Source organism: Pokkaliibacter sp. MBI-7, from assembly GCF_029846635.1.
Lineage (GTDB): Bacteria > Pseudomonadota > Gammaproteobacteria > Pseudomonadales > Balneatricaceae > Pokkaliibacter.
This window is the reverse complement of the sequence record NZ_JARVTG010000001.1, coordinates 3,687,385-3,706,356: the sequence shown is the minus strand read 5'-3', so window position 1 is coordinate 3,706,356 and position 18,972 is coordinate 3,687,385. Positions and strand designations below refer to the sequence as shown.

Annotated in this window: 16 protein-coding genes and 2 tRNA genes; 2 read left to right on the top strand and 16 right to left on the bottom strand. The window is 51.2% G+C overall.

What is annotated here, in order from left to right; genetic code table 11:
• Nucleotides 1-4: 4 nt before the first annotated feature.
• From nusA to rlmE, 10 genes are all read right to left on the bottom strand, one after another.
• On the bottom strand, nucleotides 5-1,489 hold the full coding sequence (nusA, locus tag QCD60_RS16425) for a transcription termination factor NusA (RefSeq protein WP_104151786.1): 1,485 nt from the start codon (nucleotides 1,487-1,489) through the stop codon (nucleotides 5-7).
• A 37-nt stretch (nucleotides 1,490-1,526) separates the two neighbouring features.
• Entirely contained in the window at nucleotides 1,527-1,982 is a 456-nt protein-coding gene (gene rimP, locus QCD60_RS16420) for a ribosome maturation factor RimP (RefSeq protein WP_146074198.1), read from the bottom strand.
• A 123-nt stretch (nucleotides 1,983-2,105) separates the two neighbouring features.
• Nucleotides 2,106-2,182, bottom strand: a tRNA-Met gene (locus QCD60_RS16415).
• A gap of 66 nt (nucleotides 2,183-2,248) precedes the next feature.
• A tRNA-Leu gene (locus QCD60_RS16410) sits at nucleotides 2,249-2,334 on the bottom strand.
• Between the two features lie 6 nt (nucleotides 2,335-2,340).
• Complete coding sequence (secG, locus tag QCD60_RS16405) at nucleotides 2,341-2,706, bottom strand: preprotein translocase subunit SecG (protein WP_104151865.1); 366 nt, start codon at nucleotides 2,704-2,706, stop codon at nucleotides 2,341-2,343.
• 6 nt (nucleotides 2,707-2,712) lie between these two features.
• Entirely contained in the window at nucleotides 2,713-3,456 is a 744-nt protein-coding gene (gene tpiA, locus QCD60_RS16400; RefSeq protein ID WP_279787130.1) for a triose-phosphate isomerase, read from the bottom strand.
• A 54-nt stretch (nucleotides 3,457-3,510) separates the two neighbouring features.
• Nucleotides 3,511-4,866, bottom strand: coding sequence for a phosphoglucosamine mutase (glmM, locus tag QCD60_RS16395; protein WP_279787128.1), 1,356 nt, complete (start codon nucleotides 4,864-4,866; stop codon nucleotides 3,511-3,513).
• Nucleotides 4,867-4,876: 10 nt separating this feature from the next.
• Nucleotides 4,877-5,701 carry a dihydropteroate synthase gene (folP, locus tag QCD60_RS16390; protein WP_279787126.1) on the bottom strand — a complete coding sequence of 275 codons (825 nt, stop codon included), beginning with the start codon at nucleotides 5,699-5,701 and terminating at the stop codon, nucleotides 4,877-4,879.
• 118 nt (nucleotides 5,702-5,819) lie between these two features.
• Nucleotides 5,820-7,757 (bottom strand): ATP-dependent zinc metalloprotease FtsH, encoded by a 1,938-nt coding sequence (ftsH, locus tag QCD60_RS16385; protein WP_279787930.1) that lies wholly within the window; start codon nucleotides 7,755-7,757, stop codon nucleotides 5,820-5,822.
• Nucleotides 7,758-7,811: 54 nt separating this feature from the next.
• Complete coding sequence (gene rlmE / locus QCD60_RS16380) at nucleotides 7,812-8,432, bottom strand: 23S rRNA (uridine(2552)-2'-O)-methyltransferase RlmE (RefSeq protein WP_104151792.1); 621 nt, start codon at nucleotides 8,430-8,432, stop codon at nucleotides 7,812-7,814.
• Between the two features lie 220 nt (nucleotides 8,433-8,652).
• Here rlmE and QCD60_RS16375 point away from each other — a divergent pair, with 220 nt between their 5' ends.
• Nucleotides 8,653-8,961 (top strand): YhbY family RNA-binding protein, encoded by a 309-nt coding sequence (locus QCD60_RS16375; protein WP_207780354.1) that lies wholly within the window; start codon nucleotides 8,653-8,655, stop codon nucleotides 8,959-8,961.
• A 166-nt stretch (nucleotides 8,962-9,127) separates the two neighbouring features.
• Here QCD60_RS16375 and greA read toward each other — a convergent pair whose 3' ends face one another.
• The 3 genes from greA to carA form a co-directional block, all read right to left on the bottom strand.
• Nucleotides 9,128-9,607: a transcription elongation factor GreA gene (gene greA, locus QCD60_RS16370; protein WP_104151793.1), complete on the bottom strand. Its 480-nt coding sequence runs from the start codon at nucleotides 9,605-9,607 to the stop codon at nucleotides 9,128-9,130.
• Entirely contained in the window at nucleotides 9,604-12,825 is a 3,222-nt protein-coding gene (gene carB, locus QCD60_RS16365; protein ID WP_279787121.1) for a carbamoyl-phosphate synthase large subunit, read from the bottom strand. The genes greA and carB overlap by 4 nt, the downstream gene beginning before the upstream one ends.
• Nucleotides 12,826-12,891: 66 nt before the next feature.
• The gene (gene carA / locus QCD60_RS16360; protein ID WP_279787119.1) at nucleotides 12,892-14,028 is read right to left on the bottom strand and encodes a glutamine-hydrolyzing carbamoyl-phosphate synthase small subunit; all 1,137 of its coding nucleotides are present in this window, start codon (nucleotides 14,026-14,028) and stop codon (nucleotides 12,892-12,894) included.
• Between the two features lie 443 nt (nucleotides 14,029-14,471).
• Here carA and smpB point away from each other — a divergent pair, with 443 nt between their 5' ends.
• Nucleotides 14,472-14,948, top strand: a complete 477-nt coding sequence (gene smpB / locus QCD60_RS16355) for an SsrA-binding protein SmpB (RefSeq protein ID WP_279787117.1) — start codon at nucleotides 14,472-14,474, stop codon at nucleotides 14,946-14,948.
• A 69-nt stretch (nucleotides 14,949-15,017) separates the two neighbouring features.
• Here the strand turns inward: smpB and fkpB are convergent, their stop codons facing one another.
• The 3 genes from fkpB to ileS all read right to left on the bottom strand — a co-directional run bounded on the left by fkpB (nucleotide 15,018) and on the right by ileS (nucleotide 18,968).
• Nucleotides 15,018-15,467: an FKBP-type peptidyl-prolyl cis-trans isomerase gene (gene fkpB, locus QCD60_RS16350; RefSeq protein WP_279787115.1), complete on the bottom strand. Its 450-nt coding sequence runs from the start codon at nucleotides 15,465-15,467 to the stop codon at nucleotides 15,018-15,020.
• A gap of 64 nt (nucleotides 15,468-15,531) precedes the next feature.
• Nucleotides 15,532-16,044, bottom strand: a complete 513-nt coding sequence (gene lspA / locus QCD60_RS16345) for a signal peptidase II (protein WP_279787113.1) — start codon at nucleotides 16,042-16,044, stop codon at nucleotides 15,532-15,534.
• Nucleotides 16,045-16,097: 53 nt separating this feature from the next.
• A complete protein-coding gene (ileS, locus tag QCD60_RS16340; RefSeq protein ID WP_279787111.1) occupies nucleotides 16,098-18,968 on the bottom strand; it encodes an isoleucine--tRNA ligase in 2,871 nt (956 codons plus the stop codon).
• Nucleotides 18,969-18,972 lie beyond the last annotated feature (4 nt).

Sequence of the window (18,972 nt, the reverse complement as noted above, 5' to 3'; positions counted from 1 at the left end):
GTTCTTACTCTTGAGCAAACCAAGGAGCACGCGCGGTCATAATCAATTCGGCCGCCCGTTCTTCGGACATGCCGTCAACTTCCATCAGATCGTCGATGGACTGCTCGGCCAAGTCCTCCATGGTGACAACACCTTTGCTCGCAAGAACAAAAGCAAGATGTTTATCCATACCTTCCATATTCAACAAATCGTCAGCCGGAGTACTGTCCAGCTTCTCTTCGGAGGCTATGGCGAGATTCAGCAGCACATCCTTGGCTCGACTACGCAGCTCTTCAACCAGGTCTTCATCAAGATCTTCGATGTCCATGAGCTCTTCCTTAGGCACATAGGCAATTTCCTCCAGAGAGGTAAAGCCTTGTTCTACCAGCAAGGAAGCAAAATCCTCATCGATATCCAGACGATCCATGAACAGGGTAACCAATTCACCGGTTTCCTCCTGCTGCTTGGTCGCCGCATCTTCTTCACTCATTACGTTCAATTCCCAACCAGTAAGCTCACTGGCCAGACGAACATTTTGTCCACTACGCCCAATTGCCTGGGCAAGATGGTCTGCGGCTACGGCCACATCCATCATGTGCGAGTCTTCATCCACAATGATCGATGCAACATCTGCTGGAGCCATTGCATTGATCACGTATTGAGCAGAATTATCATCCCACAGTACGATATCGATACGTTCGCCTTTAAGCTCGTTTGATACCGCCTGAACACGCGCTCCACGCATACCAACACAGGCGCCGACAGGATCAATGCGACCATCATTAGTTTTAACCGCAATCTTCGCGCGCGAACCGGGATCTCGTGCAGCGCCCCGGATCTCAATCACCTCTTCGGCAATTTCCGGAACTTCAATGCGGAACAGCTCGATCAGCATTTCCGGGCAAGTCCGACTCAAAATCAACTGAGGACCACGGCCTTCAGCTCGCACTTCCTTCAGCAGGGCCCGCACGCGCTCACCAGTACGGTACGCTTCGCGAGGAATCAACTGATCACGGGGCAGCACGGCCTCAGCATTGTTTCCAAGATCAACAATGATGTTGTCCCGAGTAACTTTCTTGACCGTAGCGGTGATCAACTCACCTAGGCGATCTCGATATGCATTGACAACCTTGGCGCGCTCAGCTTCTCGTACCTTCTGGATAATGACCTGACGAGCTGTTTGTGCAGCAATTCGGCCAAAAGCAATGGACTCGATCTGCTCCTCGTAGGTGTCGTCTGGTTGAAGCGCAGTATCAATCTCCATTGCTTCTTCCATGGTCAGTTCCGTACCCAACGCAGGAACAGCGTCATTGGATACTACCAACCAACGACGAAACGTGTCGTAATCACCGGTCTTCCGATTGATCGCGACACGAATATCCACTTCTTCTTCAAAACGCTTTTTGGTAGCAGTTGCCAAGGCGATCTCAATGGCTTCGAAGATCACTTCCTTGGAAACATCCTTCTCGTTGGATAGAGCTTCCACCACGTTCAGAATTTCTTTGTTCATGCCTATGCCTCGCCTTACAGCTCGTCGCTGACAATCCTCAAAATTCCGGTACAACATTAGCCTTGTCGATCAACTCGAAAGGCAAAAGATACTCGGCATCATCTACCTGCAATACAACTTCATCATTCTCGATTGCATTGAGGCGCCCAACAAACTTACGGCGCCCGTCAAAAGGCATACGCAAGCGTAATTTCACGATCGCACCGACATAGGCCTGAAATTGCTCAGGGGTATACAGCGGACGATCCATGCCTGGAGAAGAAACCTCCAGAACATACTCACCGGAAATGGGGTCTTCCACATCCAACAAAGCACTCGCTTGATGGCTGACTTTTGCACAGTCATCAACACCAATGCCAGACTCATGATCGATATAAATGCGCAACACACTACGACGACCTTGAGCCAGAAACTCTATCCCCCAGAGGGTAAAACCCAGGCCAGTCACAATAGGTGTTAGCATCTTATGCAGTGCAGCTTCTTTGCTTGTCACCGGGCAACCTCTCTAGCGCACAAATAAAAAATGGGTCCATGACCCATTTCCTCCTCCCTTGACGGGATTATCTCCTTAGCTAACAAAAAACCCCTTCAGAGAGGGGTTTAAGGAGAAAATGCTTGGTTGCGGGGGCCGGATTCGAACCAACGACCTTCGGGTTATGAGCCCGACGAGCTACCAGACTGCTCCACCCCGCGTCAAAACGAGAACGTATTTTACATGCTAAAAATACTCTACTCAAGAGCAAACACGTCTTTTAAAATTGGTGCCGAAGGCGGGACTCGAACCCGCACGACCGTAGGTCACTACCCCCTCAAGATAGCGTGTCTACCAATTCCACCACTTCGGCAATTTATTAGTTAGAGGACTTATTCGAATTGCCCAAATCAGGCAAATCACTATCCTTACTAACCTTATCTACAGCCTTGGACTGCTCAATCTGCTGTACAACATCAGCAGAAGGCACACCCATTTGACCAACTGTAGACACTTTCTCTTTTGCAAAATAAGCAAGAGCAAAACTTGTCACAAAGAAGAAGGCCGCAATACCTGCAGACAATCGAACCAAGAAAGAACCTGAACCCTGGCTACCAAAAACAGTCTGAGAAGCACCTGACCCAAACGCCGCCCCAGCATCTGCCCCCTTACCTTGTTGCAAAAGAACCAGAGCAATCAGAGAAATAGCCAGAGCAACATGAACAAAAATTACGAGCGTTTCCATCAGCACTTACACCTGCTGCCGCGCACGACAGATCGCTATGAATTCTTCAACCTTGAGTGACGCACCACCAACGAGAGCGCCATCTATATCGTTCTTCGCAAACAACTCACAAGCATTGTCTGATTTCACACTTCCACCGTATAAAATCGAAACAACTTCAGCACTTTCCGCATCAACATTCGCAATGCTGGCACGAACAAACCGATGCATTTCTTGAGCCTGATCTGGTGTTGCAGTTAAACCAGTACCGATTGCCCAGACAGGCTCATAAGCAATCACAAGCTTTTTCAGCTGACTTTCACTCAAGACAGATAAAACCGCATTCATTTGTTTAGAAACGACATCAAATGCAGCACCAGCCTCACGCTCCTGCATAGATTCACCTACGCAAAGCACCGGAACAAGATCAGCTTTCAATGCTGAGAGACACTTCTGAGCAACAAGCTCATCACCCTCCCCATGCATTACCCGACGCTCGGAATGCCCTAACAACACATATCGCGCACCGACGTCTCGCAACATTTCCGCAGAAACATCACCAGTAAAAGCACCTGATGCATTTACTGAACAGTCCTGACCACCCAAAGCCACATCGCTTAACACGATGCTCCCCAAGTATGGAAATGGAGGAAATAAAACAACATCGATATCATCAACAAGAAGATAACTAGATATCTCTAAACAGTATGCTCTCACAAACTCAGAGTCACCGTTCATCTTCCAATTGCCTGCCACTATCTTGCGTCGCATTGGCAACCTCCTCACGGCTGAAGCGGCGCCAATACTACTCAAGTTATCAGTAACTTACAAGCCTTTAGCAATATTGTTGTAGAGTTTTTCCACCTCAGTTGCCAACCAACCCCCAATGTCCGCCACCGTCTGAGGATCAGAATGTTCCAGCGTGACACGAATCTTTGGCTCAGTACCTGACGCACGCAACAATACCCTGCCCACTCCAGCCAGTCGCTTTTCAGCTTCCGCCAATAACTCTGCCACCTCCGGAAGATCGTGAGGATCCTTTCGAACAGCCACACGAATATTGATCGTTTCCTGAGGCACTCTATCAACCTCGGCACAAGCCTCGGCAAGTGACTGACTACCTCTAAGTAAGGCCGCCAACACCTGAAGAGCGGCTATAATCCCGTCCCCTGTACTGTGGAGATAGCGGCAGACGATGTGGCCCGAAGCCTCACCTCCCAACCACCACTCACGCGCCGTCAGCTGCTCCATTACATAACGATCACCAACCTGCGCCCGGACAAAAGGAATCTCGAGACGTTCAAGGGCTCTTTGCAGGCCAAGATTGGACATCAAAGTACCCACCACTCCACCATGCAACGAGCCACGTTGCTGCAAATCACGAGCGATCAGATACAGAAGCTCATCACCATCGACCAAGCGTCCTTGATGATCAACCATTACTACCCGATCACCATCACCATCGAACGCAATGCCAAGATCAGCACTCTCCAACAGAACTCGTTCGCTTAGCTGAGCCGGATCAGTGGACCCCACGCCGGCATTAATGTTAGTCCCGTTAGGGGTACAACCAGTCGTGACAATTTCAGCACCTAACTCCTGAAATACACTCGGAGCGACGTGATAAGTAGCCCCATGAGCACAGTCCAGGACAATCTTCATGCCATTTAAGCTGATGTGATTACCCAATGTGCTTTTACAGAACTCAATATAACGCCCTGCAGCATCATCAATGCGCTTGGCCTTTCCCAGAGCGGCCGAACTCACCATTACCATGGGCTCATCCAGCATCTCTTCAATTGCAGCCTCGACAGCATCAGGCAACTTTTCACCATCCGCTGAAAAAAACTTGATTCCGTTATCTTCAAAAGGATTGTGCGATGCACTTATGACAATGCCCGCAACACACTTGAATGTACGAGCCAGGTAGGCAATAGCAGGTGTTGGCATTGGGCCAATTAACAGCACATCCACACCCGCAGCCGACAACCCCGCCTCCAGCGCAGACTCGAACATATACCCAGATAGCCGGGTATCTTTGCCAATGACAATACGGCTTCGACCTTCCTTGGAAAATACGCGTCCTGCCGCCCATCCAAGCTTCATTACGAAGTCAGGCGTAATCGGCGCAACACCGACCTTTCCCCTTATACCATCAGTACCAAAATAGCGTTTAGACATCGTATTCCTTCTACACCTTCAGCACCTGGTGCGCCATCTTCAGCGCATCAACGGTCTCTGCAACATCATGCACCCTGAATATCCACGCGCCCTTAGTCAGTGCCATCACGGCCAACCCCAAACTACCTGCCAAACGCTGGTCGACCGGTCTATTCAGAATCTGCCCTATCATCGACTTACGAGACACACCAATCAATAGCGGCATATCCAATACCCTGAGCGTATCAATGTGCCGGAAAAGCTCGACATTATGCTCAAGCCCTTTACCAAAGCCAAAACCCGGATCAAGTATTAGTCTGGATCGATCTATACCCGCAGTAATACACCGACTCACCCGTTCCTGCAAAAAAGTCAGCACTTCTAGGGTAACGTTGGCGTAGCTGGGATCATGCTGCATATTCTGCGGGTCGCCCTGCATATGCATCAGACAAATAGCCGCATTACCTTGCACAGCTGCATCCATTGCACCCGGGCGCGTTAAAGCCCGAATATCATTTATAAGGCCTGCCCCTGCTTTCACCGACTCAGTTATTACCTTAGGCTCACTTGTATCTACCGAAATAACCACATCCAGGCGTGCAGCGATCGCCTCCACCACTGGCACAACACGATCAAGCTCCTCCTGCTGGCTGACGATTACAGCACCTGGGCGAGTGGACTCACCACCAATATCAATGATTGACGCTCCATCTTTCACCATTTGTTCTGCAATACGCAGTGCATGCTCGACAGACTTGTAAGCTCGCCCGCCATCCGAGAACGAGTCAGGGGTAACATTCAGAATACCCATTACCTGTGGAAGAGCAGGATCAAGACAGCGATTTCCGAATTGCATAAAACACTCCTACCAAGAAGGCAGATTCCCTCTCTAAAAACAACTCACGCCACACAAACCCAATAAAAACAAAAGGCCGAACAGAGTCGACCTTTTGCGCTAAAACATCATATCAAAATCAATGCGATGGCTGCCCTGCATCGGGATGGTTACCACCCGGATGCTCACCATGAGCAGGAACCTCTTTACGTTCCTCTCCTGAAGACGCCCCGGTAGTCGGCGGATCTTTCGGATGATCAGTCCAGCCTTCAGGCGGAGTAACCGGCTTACGCGCCATTAATTCATCAATTTGAGATGCATCGATAGTCTCATACTTCATCAACGCCTCAGCCATGGCTTCAAGAATGTCACGATTCTCAACCAGAATCTGCTTGGAGCGCTCGTAGCAACTATCAATAATCCCACGCACTTCCTGATCAATCAGCTTGGCAGTTTCAGCAGAGTGAGCATTAGCGCCGCCACCTGCGCCACGACCAAAGGGATCAGAATCCTCTTCAGCATACAACAGAGGGCCAAGCTTCTCTGACAACCCCCAACGAGTCACCATGCTGTGTGCAAGCTTGGTTGCACGCTGAATATCATTTGACGCACCAGTAGTCACACCTTCTTTACCCAGCGTCATCTCCTCAGCCAGACGACCACCATAAAGGCTACAAATCTGACTCATAATAGCTTGCCTGCTGTGACTGTATCGATCCTCTTCAGGCAGGAACATAGTCACACCTAGTGCACGACCACGAGGAATGATTGTCACTTTATAAACAGGATCGTGATCAGGAACCACACGCCCGATGATGGCATGACCAGCTTCATGATAAGCCGTATTTAAGCGCTCTTTGTAACTCATGACCATAGAGCGGCGCTCAGCTCCCATCATGATTTTATCTTTGGCTTTTTCCAGAAGATTCATGTTGACCAGGCGCTTGTTCTCTCGAGCTGCAAACAGGGCCGCTTCGTTAACCAGATTGGCTAAATCTGCACCGGAGAAACCAGGAGTTCCACGAGCAATCAGGTCCGGGCGCACATCCTCAGCGATAGGGACTTTACGCAGATGAACTTTCATGATCGCTTCACGCCCACGGATATCAGGCAACCCTACATGAACCTGACGATCAAAACGACCGGGACGCAACAAAGCAGAATCCAGCACATCTACACGGTTGGTAGCCGCTATTACAATGATGCCCTCATTTCCCTCAAAGCCATCCATTTCTACCAACAACTGGTTAAGAGTCTGTTCACGCTCATCATGGCCGCCACCCATACCTGAGCCGCGGTGGCGCCCTACAGCATCAATTTCATCGATAAAGATAATACATGGAGCCTGCTTCTTGGCCTGCTCGAACATGTCACGTACACGAGATGCACCTACACCAACGAACATTTCTACAAAGTCAGAACCCGAAATGCTGAAGAAAGGTACTTTCGCTTCGCCGGCGATGGCACGCGCTAAAAGCGTCTTACCTGTACCAGGGGGGCCAGCCATTAGCACACCGCGAGGAATCTTGCCGCCCAGACGTTGAAACTTGCCTGGATCACGCAGAAAATCGACTAGCTCTTTGACTTCTTCTTTTGCCTCCTCAACCCCGGCAACATCAGCAAAAGTCGTTTTGATCTGGTCTTCGCTGAGCAGCCTGGCACGGCTTTTACCGAAAGCCATCGGACCACCCTTACCCCCACCGCCCTGCATCTGGCGCATAAAGAACATAAATACAGCAATGATGACCAGAATAGGAAAGCTTGCTACCAGCAGCTGCGTCCAGATGCTCTGCTGCTCGGGCATTTTGCCCTCAATAGTCACATTGTGCTGCAGCAGATCATCAATCAGCTTTTCATCGCGAACAGCCGGACGAACAGTTTCAAAACGGTCTCCATCGACACGAGTCCCCTGGATGGTGTAGCTGTCAATGACCACACGAGTCACTCGACCAGCCTGCACTTCAGAGACGAAGTCGGAGTAGCTAACACGCTGCCCTTCAGACTCAACACTGAAGTTGTTAAATACCGTAAGAAGGACTGCAGCAATTATCAGCCACAGAACTAAATTTTTTGCCATGTCGTTCAAGAGCTTGTCCTCTTCAACCCAATCTGCTTTTCCTGAATGACATACTCAGGAGCGAAATCCCAGACCTACCAGATACACCTCGCGGGAGCGAGACCGGGAAGCATCTGGCTTCCGTGTTAACACACGCTCAAAGGAACCCTTGAGCTCTTGCATATATTCAGGAAACCCTTCTCCTTGAAACACCTTAGCGACAAAGTTACCGCCGGGCTTAAGCACTGTTCGAGCCAAATCCAACGCCAGCTCGACCAAATACATTGCAGCAGGTTGATCAATGTTTTGATTACCACTCATATTGGGGGCCATGTCCGAGATTACAAGATCCGCACAATCGCCCTGCATTTCGGCCACAATTGCCTTATATACTTCTTCAGAGGTGAAGTCGCCCTGAATAAAGCTCACCCCGGCAATGGGGTCCATGGTTAGGATATCAGAGGCAATTACCTTACCGTGATCTCCCACCAGCTCCACGGCAACTTGCGACCATCCTCCCGGAGCTGCGCCCAAATCTATCACACGCATACCCTGCCGAAACAGTCGATCCTTTTCATTTATTTCCATCAGTTTGTAACTAGCCCGGCTGCGATAGCCATCTTGCTTGGACCGCTTCACGTATACATCTGAAAAGTGTTCTTGCAGCCAACGCCCACTGCTTTTTGATCGTGCCACAGACTCAATATTCCTCGCAGACAAACCTGCCTAAATCAATAAGCTGTCAATTTAATAGCAAACGATTGCCCTACTAATACAAGTTCCCAGCCTACTCAGAACACAGCACCCAACGCGCCAAGTTTGTAATGCACACTTCCTTGCTACTCAAGCACCTGGCTTTTGAGTACAATTGCGCTTTCGGCTGAATGCCAATTCGTTTGACAAAGAATCCAACATTATGAGCTTATCGATTGAAGAAAAAAAGCGGCTGCGCGGCATTGGCCATCAGCTGAAACCCGTTGTCTACGTCTCTGACCGCGGTTTGTCTGAAGGTGTGGTGCAGGAAATGGACCGTGCTCTGGAAGATCACGAACTGGTTAAAGTGAAGTTCAGCATCCCTGATCGCGAAGCCAAACGTGAGGTAATGGGTGATCTAGCACAGGTGTGTGAAGCTGAGCTCATTCATGTTATCGGCAATATGGGCCTATTCTTCCGCAAGGCACAGAAACCCAATCCCAAACTATCCAACTTACACCGTCACCTCTAAGCCAGCAGCTCAACTCTATCATCTGCAGAGATCCCCCTGACACACAGCAGTAAAATTACCGTTTTGACGGACGCATTCGCAAATGTGTGAACGCTAGATCGATAGACAAAAAAGCCCGCATTGATGTCAATGCGGGCTTTTTTTACGCTAGAGATACCTGTTGAGCTTAGACGATATGCTCGACGCCACTCACTTCATACTCCACCGCACCATTTGGTGTTTGCACCACTACAACCTCGCCTTCCTCTTTGCCGATCAGGGCACGAGCAATGGGGGAGTTAACCGAGATCTTACCCACTTTCAGATCAGCTTCATCGTCACCGACGATACAGTAAGTGACGGTAGCATCACTGGCGATGTTAAACAGCTCAACAGTCGTACCAAAGATCACCTTGCCAGTATTGGGCAACTTGCCGACATCAATAATCTGCGCGTTGGACAATTTAGCTTCGATTTCTTTGATACGCCCTTCACAGAACCCCTGCTGCTCACGAGCAGCATGATATTCTGCATTCTCTTTAAGATCCCCATGCTCACGCGCCTCTGCAATCGCAGCAATGATGCGTGGACGATCAACGGTCTTGAGGCGTTGCAGCTCATCACGCAGCTGCTGTTCACCTCTCACTGTCATTGGGATTCTACTCATTCGCTAATTCCTGCATGCAAATCCTGTAGACGACGAACCTGACTAAGCTCACCAAAACCAAGTGCCATGCAAACAGCGTGCGCTCCGGCAACCGTAGTAGTGTAAGGAACCTTGTAGCGCAGTGCCGAACGACGAATCAGGGATGAATCTTCAATCGCCTGACGTCCTTCTGTGGTATTGATCACATACGCGACTTCTTCATTTTTGATCATGTCCACAATATTCGGACGACCTTCCGTCACCTTACTCACATACTCGGCGCTAATCCCTGCTTCTACCAAAGCACGATGCGTACCGCTGGTAGCAATCAGGCTGAAGCCTTGCTTCACCAGTTCATGCGCCAATGCAATGGCAGCGGGCTTATCAGCATCGCGCACACTGATAAAGGCTTTACCTGGACGAGGCAGCTTTTCACCCGCTCCCAGACTGGCCTTGGCAAACGCCTCGGAGAAGCTGTCACCGACACCCATAACTTCGCCGGTAGACTTCATCTCAGGGCTAAGAATGGGGTCAACACCCTGGAACTTAGCAAACGGGAATACCGCTTCTTTTACTGCATAGTAAGGAGGTACGATTTCTTTGGTGAATGCCTGCTGCTCCAACGAACTGCCCGCCATAGCGCGCGCAGCCACTTTCGCCAGAGACTGCCCAATGCACTTGGATACAAAGGGAACAGTACGCGAAGCGCGAGGATTCACCTCGATGACGTAAATTTCGCCATCCTGCCAGGCCAACTGCACATTCATCAAGCCAACAACACCCAGTTCGATTGCCATTTTCTTGACCTGCTCACGCATCTGGTCCTGAACATCAGCAGGCAAACTGTAAGGTGGCAAGGAACAGGCAGAGTCACCAGAGTGAACACCACACTGTTCAATATGCTGCATGATGGCACCGATAACGACCTGCTGACCATCCGCTACCGCGTCGATGTCCACCTCAATAGCATTGTGCAGGAAACGATCAAGCAACACAGGCGCATCGTTGGACACCTTAACCGCATAGGTCATGTAACGACGCAGCTCATCTTCCTTGTGGACAATTTCCATTGCCCGACCACCCAGTACATAAGACGGGCGGACGACCAGAGGATAGCCAATCTGCTCAGCACAACGCACCGCCTCTTCGATACTGCGCACAGTAGCGTTTGCTGGCTGCTTCAACTGCAATTTCTGCAGCATCTGCTGGAAACGCTCACGATCTTCAGCACGATCAATGGCATCCGGGGTTGTACCAATAATGGGTACACCCGCCTCTTCCAGTGCTACCGCGAGCTTCAAAGGGGTCTGTCCACCGAACTGAACAATTACCCCTTTGGGCTTTTCAACCTGAACGATTTCCAATACATCCTCAAGGGTAACCGGCTCGAAATACAGACGGTCCGAGGTATCATAATCCGTAGAAACGGTTTCAGGGTTACAGTTAACCATAATGGTCTCGTAACCATCTTCGCGCATGGCCAGCGCTGCATGGACGCAGCAGTAGTCAAACTCGATACCCTGGCCGATGCGGTTAGGACCACCACCCAGCACCATGATCTTGTCACGCGCAGACGGGTTAGCCTCACACTCTTCCTCATAGGTCGAGTACATATAGGCAGTATCAGTAGAAAACTCGGCAGCGCAGGTATCGACACGCTTATAGACAGGATGAATATCCAGAGCCCAACGACGCTTGCGGAATTCTTTCTCACTTACACCCAGCAGTTCCGCCAGGCGAGCATCCGAGAACCCTTTGCGTTTGATGCGGAACAGGCTGTCTTTATCAAGGTCAGCAATAGCCAGCTTGTGAATTCGATCTTCTTCATCAACCAGATCTTTAACCTGCACCAGGAACCAGGGATCGATACCGGACAGCTTGTAGCATTCCTCGATGCTCATGCCATAACGGAACGCATCTGCCAGGAACCAGATACGATCAGCCCCGGGCAGAGTCAGCTCACGCACCAGCGTATCCTTGATCTCTGGATCATTCAGATCGGCTATAGGATTAAGACCGGTTTTACCCACTTCCAGACCACGCAGCGCCTTCTGCAATGACTCCTGGAAGGTACGGCCAATAGCCATGACCTCACCCACAGATTTCATCTGTGTAGTCAGACGATCATTGGCCTGAGGGAATTTTTCAAAAGTAAAACGGGGCACCTTGGTGACAACATAGTCGATCGATGGCTCGAACGACGCCGGAGTACGGCCACCAGTAATGTCGTTCTGCAACTCATCCAGGGTATAGCCCACAGCCAGTTTGGCTGCGACCTTAGCAATAGGGAAGCCCGTCGCTTTGGAAGCAAGTGCCGATGAGCGAGATACACGAGGATTCATCTCGATCACAACCATACGTCCAGTTTTCGGATCAATACCGAACTGCACGTTGGAGCCACCGGTTTCAACACCAATCTCACGCAACACTGCCAGCGAGGCATTACGCATGATCTGGTATTCTTTGTCAGTTAATGTCTGTGCAGGCGCAACAGTGATTGAGTCACCTGTATGCACGCCCATCGCGTCAAAGTTTTCGATCGCACAGATAATGATGCAGTTGTCGTTTTTGTCACGAACAACTTCCATCTCATATTCTTTCCAGCCAATCAGAGATTCATCGATCAGTAGCTCACTGGTCGGAGAAAGGTCCAGACCACGAGTACAGATCTCTTCAAACTCTTCACGGTTGTAGGCAATCCCACCACCCGAGCCGCCCATAGTGAAGGATGGACGAATAATGCAGGGGAAGCCGATATCAGCCTGAACCTTCCAGGCTTCTTCCATGCTATGCGCAATGGAAGCACGCGGACACTCCAGCCCAATTTTCTTCATGGCCACATCAAAGCGGTCACGGTTTTCTGCCTTATCAATGGTATCGGCATTCGCACCGATCATTTCCACACCAAACTTCGCCAGAACACCATGACGCTCCAGATCCAAAGCGCAGTTCAGGGCAGTCTGCCCTCCCATGGTTGGCAGGATGGCGTCAGGACGCTCTTTCTCGATAATTTTGGCTACGGTATCCCACTGAATCGGCTCAATGTAAGTGGCATCAGCCATTGCCGGATCAGTCATGATGGTAGCAGGGTTGGAGTTAACCAGAATAACCCGGTAACCCTCCTCGCGCAGCGCCTTACAGGCCTGAGCACCGGAATAGTCAAACTCACAGGCCTGGCCGATGACAATCGGGCCAGCACCAATGATCAAAATACTTTTAATGTCTGTACGTTTTGGCATTTCTCTCTACCGCAAGCAAGCAGGTTCAGTAAGGCTGCCTTACAGGCAGCCACCTTGGCGCCTAACTCAGCGCTGCGCCCGATAGGCTTCGATTTCTTTGATAAAGCGATCAAAGAGCGGAGCCACATCATGAGGCCCCGGGCTTGCTTCCGGATGACCCTGAAAACTGAAGGCAACACAATCAGTACGCTCAATGCCCTGCAGAGAACCATCGAACAAGGATTTATGCGTTGCGCGAACATTGGATGGCAGCGTTGCCTCATCCACCGCAAAACCATGGTTCTGACTGGTAATCATGACCACTTTGCTATCCAGATCCTGCACTGGATGGTTACCACCGTGATGGCCAAACTTCATCTTCAACGTCTGTGCACCGCTGGCCAGCGCCAGAAGCTGATGTCCAAGACAGATACCAAACACGGGAATTCTGGCAGCAAGGATGGTGCGAATAGCATCGATCGCGTAGTCACAAGGCTCGGGATCACCGGGACCATTGGACAGAAAAACGCCATCGGGATTCATCGCCAGCACATCAGCAGCGGGGGTTTTGGCTGGCACGACCGTCAAGCGGCAGCCGCGCTGGGCAAGCATGCGCAAGATATTGCGCTTGACGCCATAGTCATAAGCAACAACGTGGAAAGGTTGTGCGTCTGGCTGCTGATGACCTTCACCCAGCTTCCATACACCTTCGTTCCAGCTGTAGGCATCAGAGACAGTGACCTCTTTGGCGAGATCCATTCCCTTCAGACCCGGGAATGCACGGGCAGCGGCAATTGCCGCCTCTTCATCAATACTGTCACCCGCCATCAGGCAACCATTCTGGGCGCCTTTCTCACGCAGAATACGTGTCAGTTTGCGCGTATCGATATCAGCGATACCCAGGATATTGCGCTCACGCAGATAGGCATCCAACGCTTCCTGATTTCGGAAGTTGCTGGCAACAAGAGGCAAGTCGCGGATCACCAGGCCGGCCGCATAAATCTGGCCAGACTCTTCGTCTTCTGAGTTGGTACCGGTATTACCGATATGTGGATAAGTGAGGGTGACAATTTGGCGAGCGTAGGAAGGATCTGTCAGGATTTCTTGATAACCGGTCATAGAGGTGTTAAAAACGACTTCTCCGACCGACTGGCCATCCGCGCCAATCGCAACCCCCCGGAACACTGTGCCATCTTCAAGGGCAAGAATGGCTGGCTTAAACAATGTAACCTCCCGGCATGAGCGCAATGTGTAGTGGTGGTCGATATTATGCTGGCAGGTTGTCGCAACGACAGTTGCAAAAAAGCGAGATGAAACCGTCGTCACATCTCGCTTTGCATCGAATCCGTCATCTTGCGGCAAACCTTCTGTCTAATCGCTGAGCCCGGCAAAACGGCATACTACCGGAGCGACAATTTGGACAAAGATCGGGAAAACATCCCCACTGCAGCAGACCGCCCCAATCTGGGGCAGCTAAATCTTGCGTATGATAAACATCCACTTGTGAACTGTCTACCGCTTTAGGCTTCACTTTGCCTCAGACTTCAATATGCCGGGCTTTTTCCGCATAATGTGCGACCTTGCAAGGAAGATAACCTGCCAACGCACTGTATTCGCTTCAACCCATCCGCGATAACAGCCTGTGCAGCGGCGCCGAGAACGAGATCATGAGCAAGAAGAAAAAGTCGTCATCCGACAACACCATTGCGCAAAACAAACGCGCCCGCCACGACTACCACATTGAACAGCGCTACGAGGCAGGCATCGCCTTGATGGGCTGGGAAGTCAAAAGCCTGCGAGCCGGACGCGGCAGCCTCAACGACACCTATGTATTGGTCAAAGATGGTGAGGTATCACTGGTAGGCACTCATATATCACCTCTGCTGTCCGCCTCATCACACGTCGTATGCAACCCCACTCGTGAGCGCAAGTTATTACTGCACGGCAATCAGATTCGCGAACTGGAAGAGGCTATTGCACAGAAAGGATACACATGCGTTCCATTGGCCCTGTATTGGAAAGGCCACCTGGTGAAGTGCGACATCGCCCTGGTAAAAGGCAAAAAACTCTATGACAAGCGTGACGCTGAGAAGGACAGAGACTGGGCGCGTCAGAAAGAGCGCCTGATGAAACACGATAAGTAACTTGTCAGAGCATCAGAGAAAATGGGCGGCTTGCACTCGGCACAGGCAGCCCTTTTATAGCCACTGCGATCAGACAGCAGGTTCAACCCGCAGAATATACACAGTGAAGTGTATATCTTTGCCGGCCAGCGGATGATTGAAGTCCACTGTCACCTTATCACCCTCAACAGCCTGCACCACACCGGGCAACTCGCTATTGATGGCATCACTGAACGAGATCACCTCGCCCGGCTCTATCACCATCTCCTGAGGAAATTGTTCGCGTTTGAAATACTGCAGATTGGCAGGATTCCACTGACCAAACGCATGTTCAGGGGACAACACGAAGGTTTCTCGCTGCCCAGCCTGCAGACCGAGCAACTTCCTCTCGAACCCTTCAAGCAGGCTTCCATCCCCTACCACAAAGGAGGCAGGAGACCTGTCAAAGTTGGAATCAATGATCTGCCCATCAACCAGAGTCAGCGAGAAATGCAACGTCACTCTCGCCCGGCTTTCCACTACTACATCACTCGTATGCATTCACCACATCTCATCAAGCCCTCTGCATAAGACCTGCAGAGTTATCAGACTTATCCATCCCTACTCAATGCTGCTGGCGCTGTCCCGCACCTTTAAAACCCAGCATATCGGGAATCAACATCAACGCACCCAGAGTGATTGCAGAATCAGCCAGATTGAATGCGGGGAAAAACCAGCCGTTGTAATGGAACGACAGGAAATCAACCACGTAACCTAGCAGAATACGATCATGCAAATTTCCCAGCGCTCCACCCAAAATTAAGGCCAGGGCAACAGCATGCCAATACTGCTTTGACGAAAGCTTCATCATCCACAGCAGAATAACAACACTCACCACGACAGCGATGGCTGCAAACAGCCAGCGCTGCCAGCCACCCGCCGCAGCCAGAAAGCTGAATGCAGCTCCAGTATTGTGCAACAGGGTCAGATCAAATACTGGCAGCACATAGACTGGCTGCGCGTAGGTAAGCGTCTCGCTTACCCACGCTTTGGCCGCCAAATCCAGCACCACCACCAACACCATCAGCCACAGCCAGCGCAAATTGCGCAGGTGATAGCCCTCGGGAAGACTCAACATATTGCGTGACTCATTCTACGATTAACAATCACCTGCACACGCTCACCCAGCCATCAGGCAAAGAGGCGTCGCTCGCCTTCGCCGGCTACGTTTTCTACACAACGCCCACACAGATCATCATGCCCCTGATGCAAGCCAACGTCCGGGCGATGATGCCAGCAACGACCGCACTTCTTGTATTCAGACGCTGTGACGGAAATCAGCAACCCTTCCATTTCACTGGGCTCTGCTCCCTCAGCAGCAGACACCGCATGTACAGCAGCAGCCGAGGTCAGAGTAACGAAACGCAGCTCCTCACCGAGAGCAGACAGCGCCACAAACAAATCACCTTCACAGAACAATGCCACTTCAGCAGCCAGACCATTCTTGATCACGCCAGCATTACGCTTGTTCTCCAGCTCCTTGTTGACGGCCTGCTTGGCCTCCAGTATCAGCTCCCAATAAGCCGGAGTGATAACATCCCCCGCGTTGAGACGGAACAGGCCCTGATACCAGGTTTCAAGGTGCACAGACTCTGCACGTTTCCCTGGCATAGTCAGCCAGATTTCCTCTGCGGTGAAACTCAGGATAGGTGCAACCCAGCGCACAAGCGCCTCCACCAGATGGTACATCGCTGTTTGTGCCGAACGGCGTGCCAGACTGTCCTGCTGAGTGGTGTACTGACGATCCTTGATCACATCCAGATAGAAAGAACCAAGATCCAACGAGCAGAAGTGGTGCACTTTCTGATAGATAGTGAGGAACTGATACTGTTCATAGGCTTGGCTGATCTCGTCCTGCAGCTGTGCTGCACGGTCAACCACCCAGCGATCCAATGCCAGCATCGACTCCGGAGCGACCAGGTGCTGCTCAGGAACAAAACCATTCAGGTTTGCCAGAAGAAAACGCGCGGTATTACGAATACGGCGATAGGTGTCGGCTGTACGCTTCAGAATTTCATCCGAAACGGCCATGTCGCCGCTATAATCCGTTGCAGACACCCACAGACGCAGAATATCCGCACCATAGGTACTCATCACCGTCTGAGGCACCACTACATTGCCCAGAGACTTGGACATTTTGCGACCTTCCTGATCCACTGTGAATCCGTGAGTCAGCAACGCTTTGTAGGGGGCATGCCCATCAATCGCACATCCCGTCAGCAAGGAGGAATGGAACCAGCCACGATGCTGATCAGACCCTTCCAGATAGAGATCTGCACGGGGGCCATGATCATGACCCAGACCATGCGAGCCACGCAGCACGTGCCAGTGTGTGGTACCTGAATCGAACCACACATCCAGCGTATCAGAGATCTTATCGTATTGGCCGGCTTCCTCGCCCAACAGCTCAACCGCATCCAGTTTAAACCAGGCTTCGATACCTTCCTGCTCGACACGTTTTGCCACCTCCTCCATCAACTCTACGGTACGAGGATGAAGCTCTCCGCTCTCCTTATGAAGGAACAAGGGAATGGGCACCCCCCAGTTCCGCTGACGGGAGATACACCAGTCAGGACGGTTGGCAATCATGCTCTGCAGACGTGGCTTACCCCAGGCGGGAACAAACTGAGTTTGCTCGATCGCATCCAGTGCACGAGTACGCAGGGTAGCTCCAGACTCAGGCTGAACATCCATCCCCACGAACCACTGCGCCGTAGCACGGTAGATAACCGGAGTCTTGTGACGCCAGCAGTGCATGTAACTGTGATTGATAGCACTGTGAGCCAACAGAGCGCCGACTTCCTGCAACTTTTCAACGATGACAGGATTAGCCTTCCAAATCATCATGCCACCAAAGAAGGGCAGCGAATCCACATAGACACCATTGCCCTGCACCGGACTGAGAATCTGATCATTCTCCATGCCGTAACGCTTACAGGAATGGAAGTCATCTTCACCATAAGCCGGCGCAGAATGCACAATGCCGGTACCCGCATCAACAGCAACATAATCAGCCAGATACATAGGCGAGTAGCGCTCATAGAAGGGGTGGCTAAACTTGATCAGCTCCAGCGCCTCACCAGCACAACTGGCAACCACCTTACCTTCCAGACCATAGCGCTGCAGGCAGCTCTCAACCAGCTCAACAGCCAATAGCAGATACTTGTCACCCACATCCACCAGCGCATACCGATGCTCAGGATGCGCATTCAGTGCCTGGTTGGCAGGAATAGTCCATGGCGTGGTCGTCCAGATAACCGCCTGCACTGGCTTGGTCAATTCTTTCAGACCAAAGGCAGTGATGAGTTTTGCAGGCTCAGCACACACAAAACCAACATCGATAGCAGGAGACTTTTTGTCTGCGTACTCTACTTCGGCCTCTGCTAGCGCAGATCCACAGTCAAAGCACCAGTTAACAGGTTTCAACCCCTTGAAGACAAAGCCTTTTTCCACGATACGAGCCAGCGCCCGAATCTCGCCCGCCTCGTTAGCAAAGCTCATGGTCTTGTAGGGATTGCTCCACTCACCCTGAACCCCAAGGCGAATAAAATCCTGCATCTGACCTTCGATCTGCTCTGCAGCGTAGAGCCGACATTGCTCACGCACAGCATCGGGTGATAACAGCTTGCCAGATACTTCAATAGTGCTGCCGTCTTCAGCCTTGACCTTGTGCTTGCTCGTCTCCACCTTGTGCTCAATGGGCAGACCATGACAGTCCCAGCCCGGCACATAAGGCGCATCAAAACCCATCATGGTGCGAGACTTGATAATGATATCTTTCAGGATTTTATTGACCGCATGGCCGATATGGATGCTGCCATTCGCATAGGGCGGGCCATCATGCAGAATAAAGCGCTTGCGACCTTGGCTCACTTCGCGAATCTTCTGGTAAAGATCAATTTCTTTCCAGCGCGCCAGCATCTCAGGCTCGCGCTGTGGCAGCCCCGCTTTCATCGGGAATGCCGTTTCCGGCAGATTCAGTGTGCTTTTATAGTCGGTCATTGGG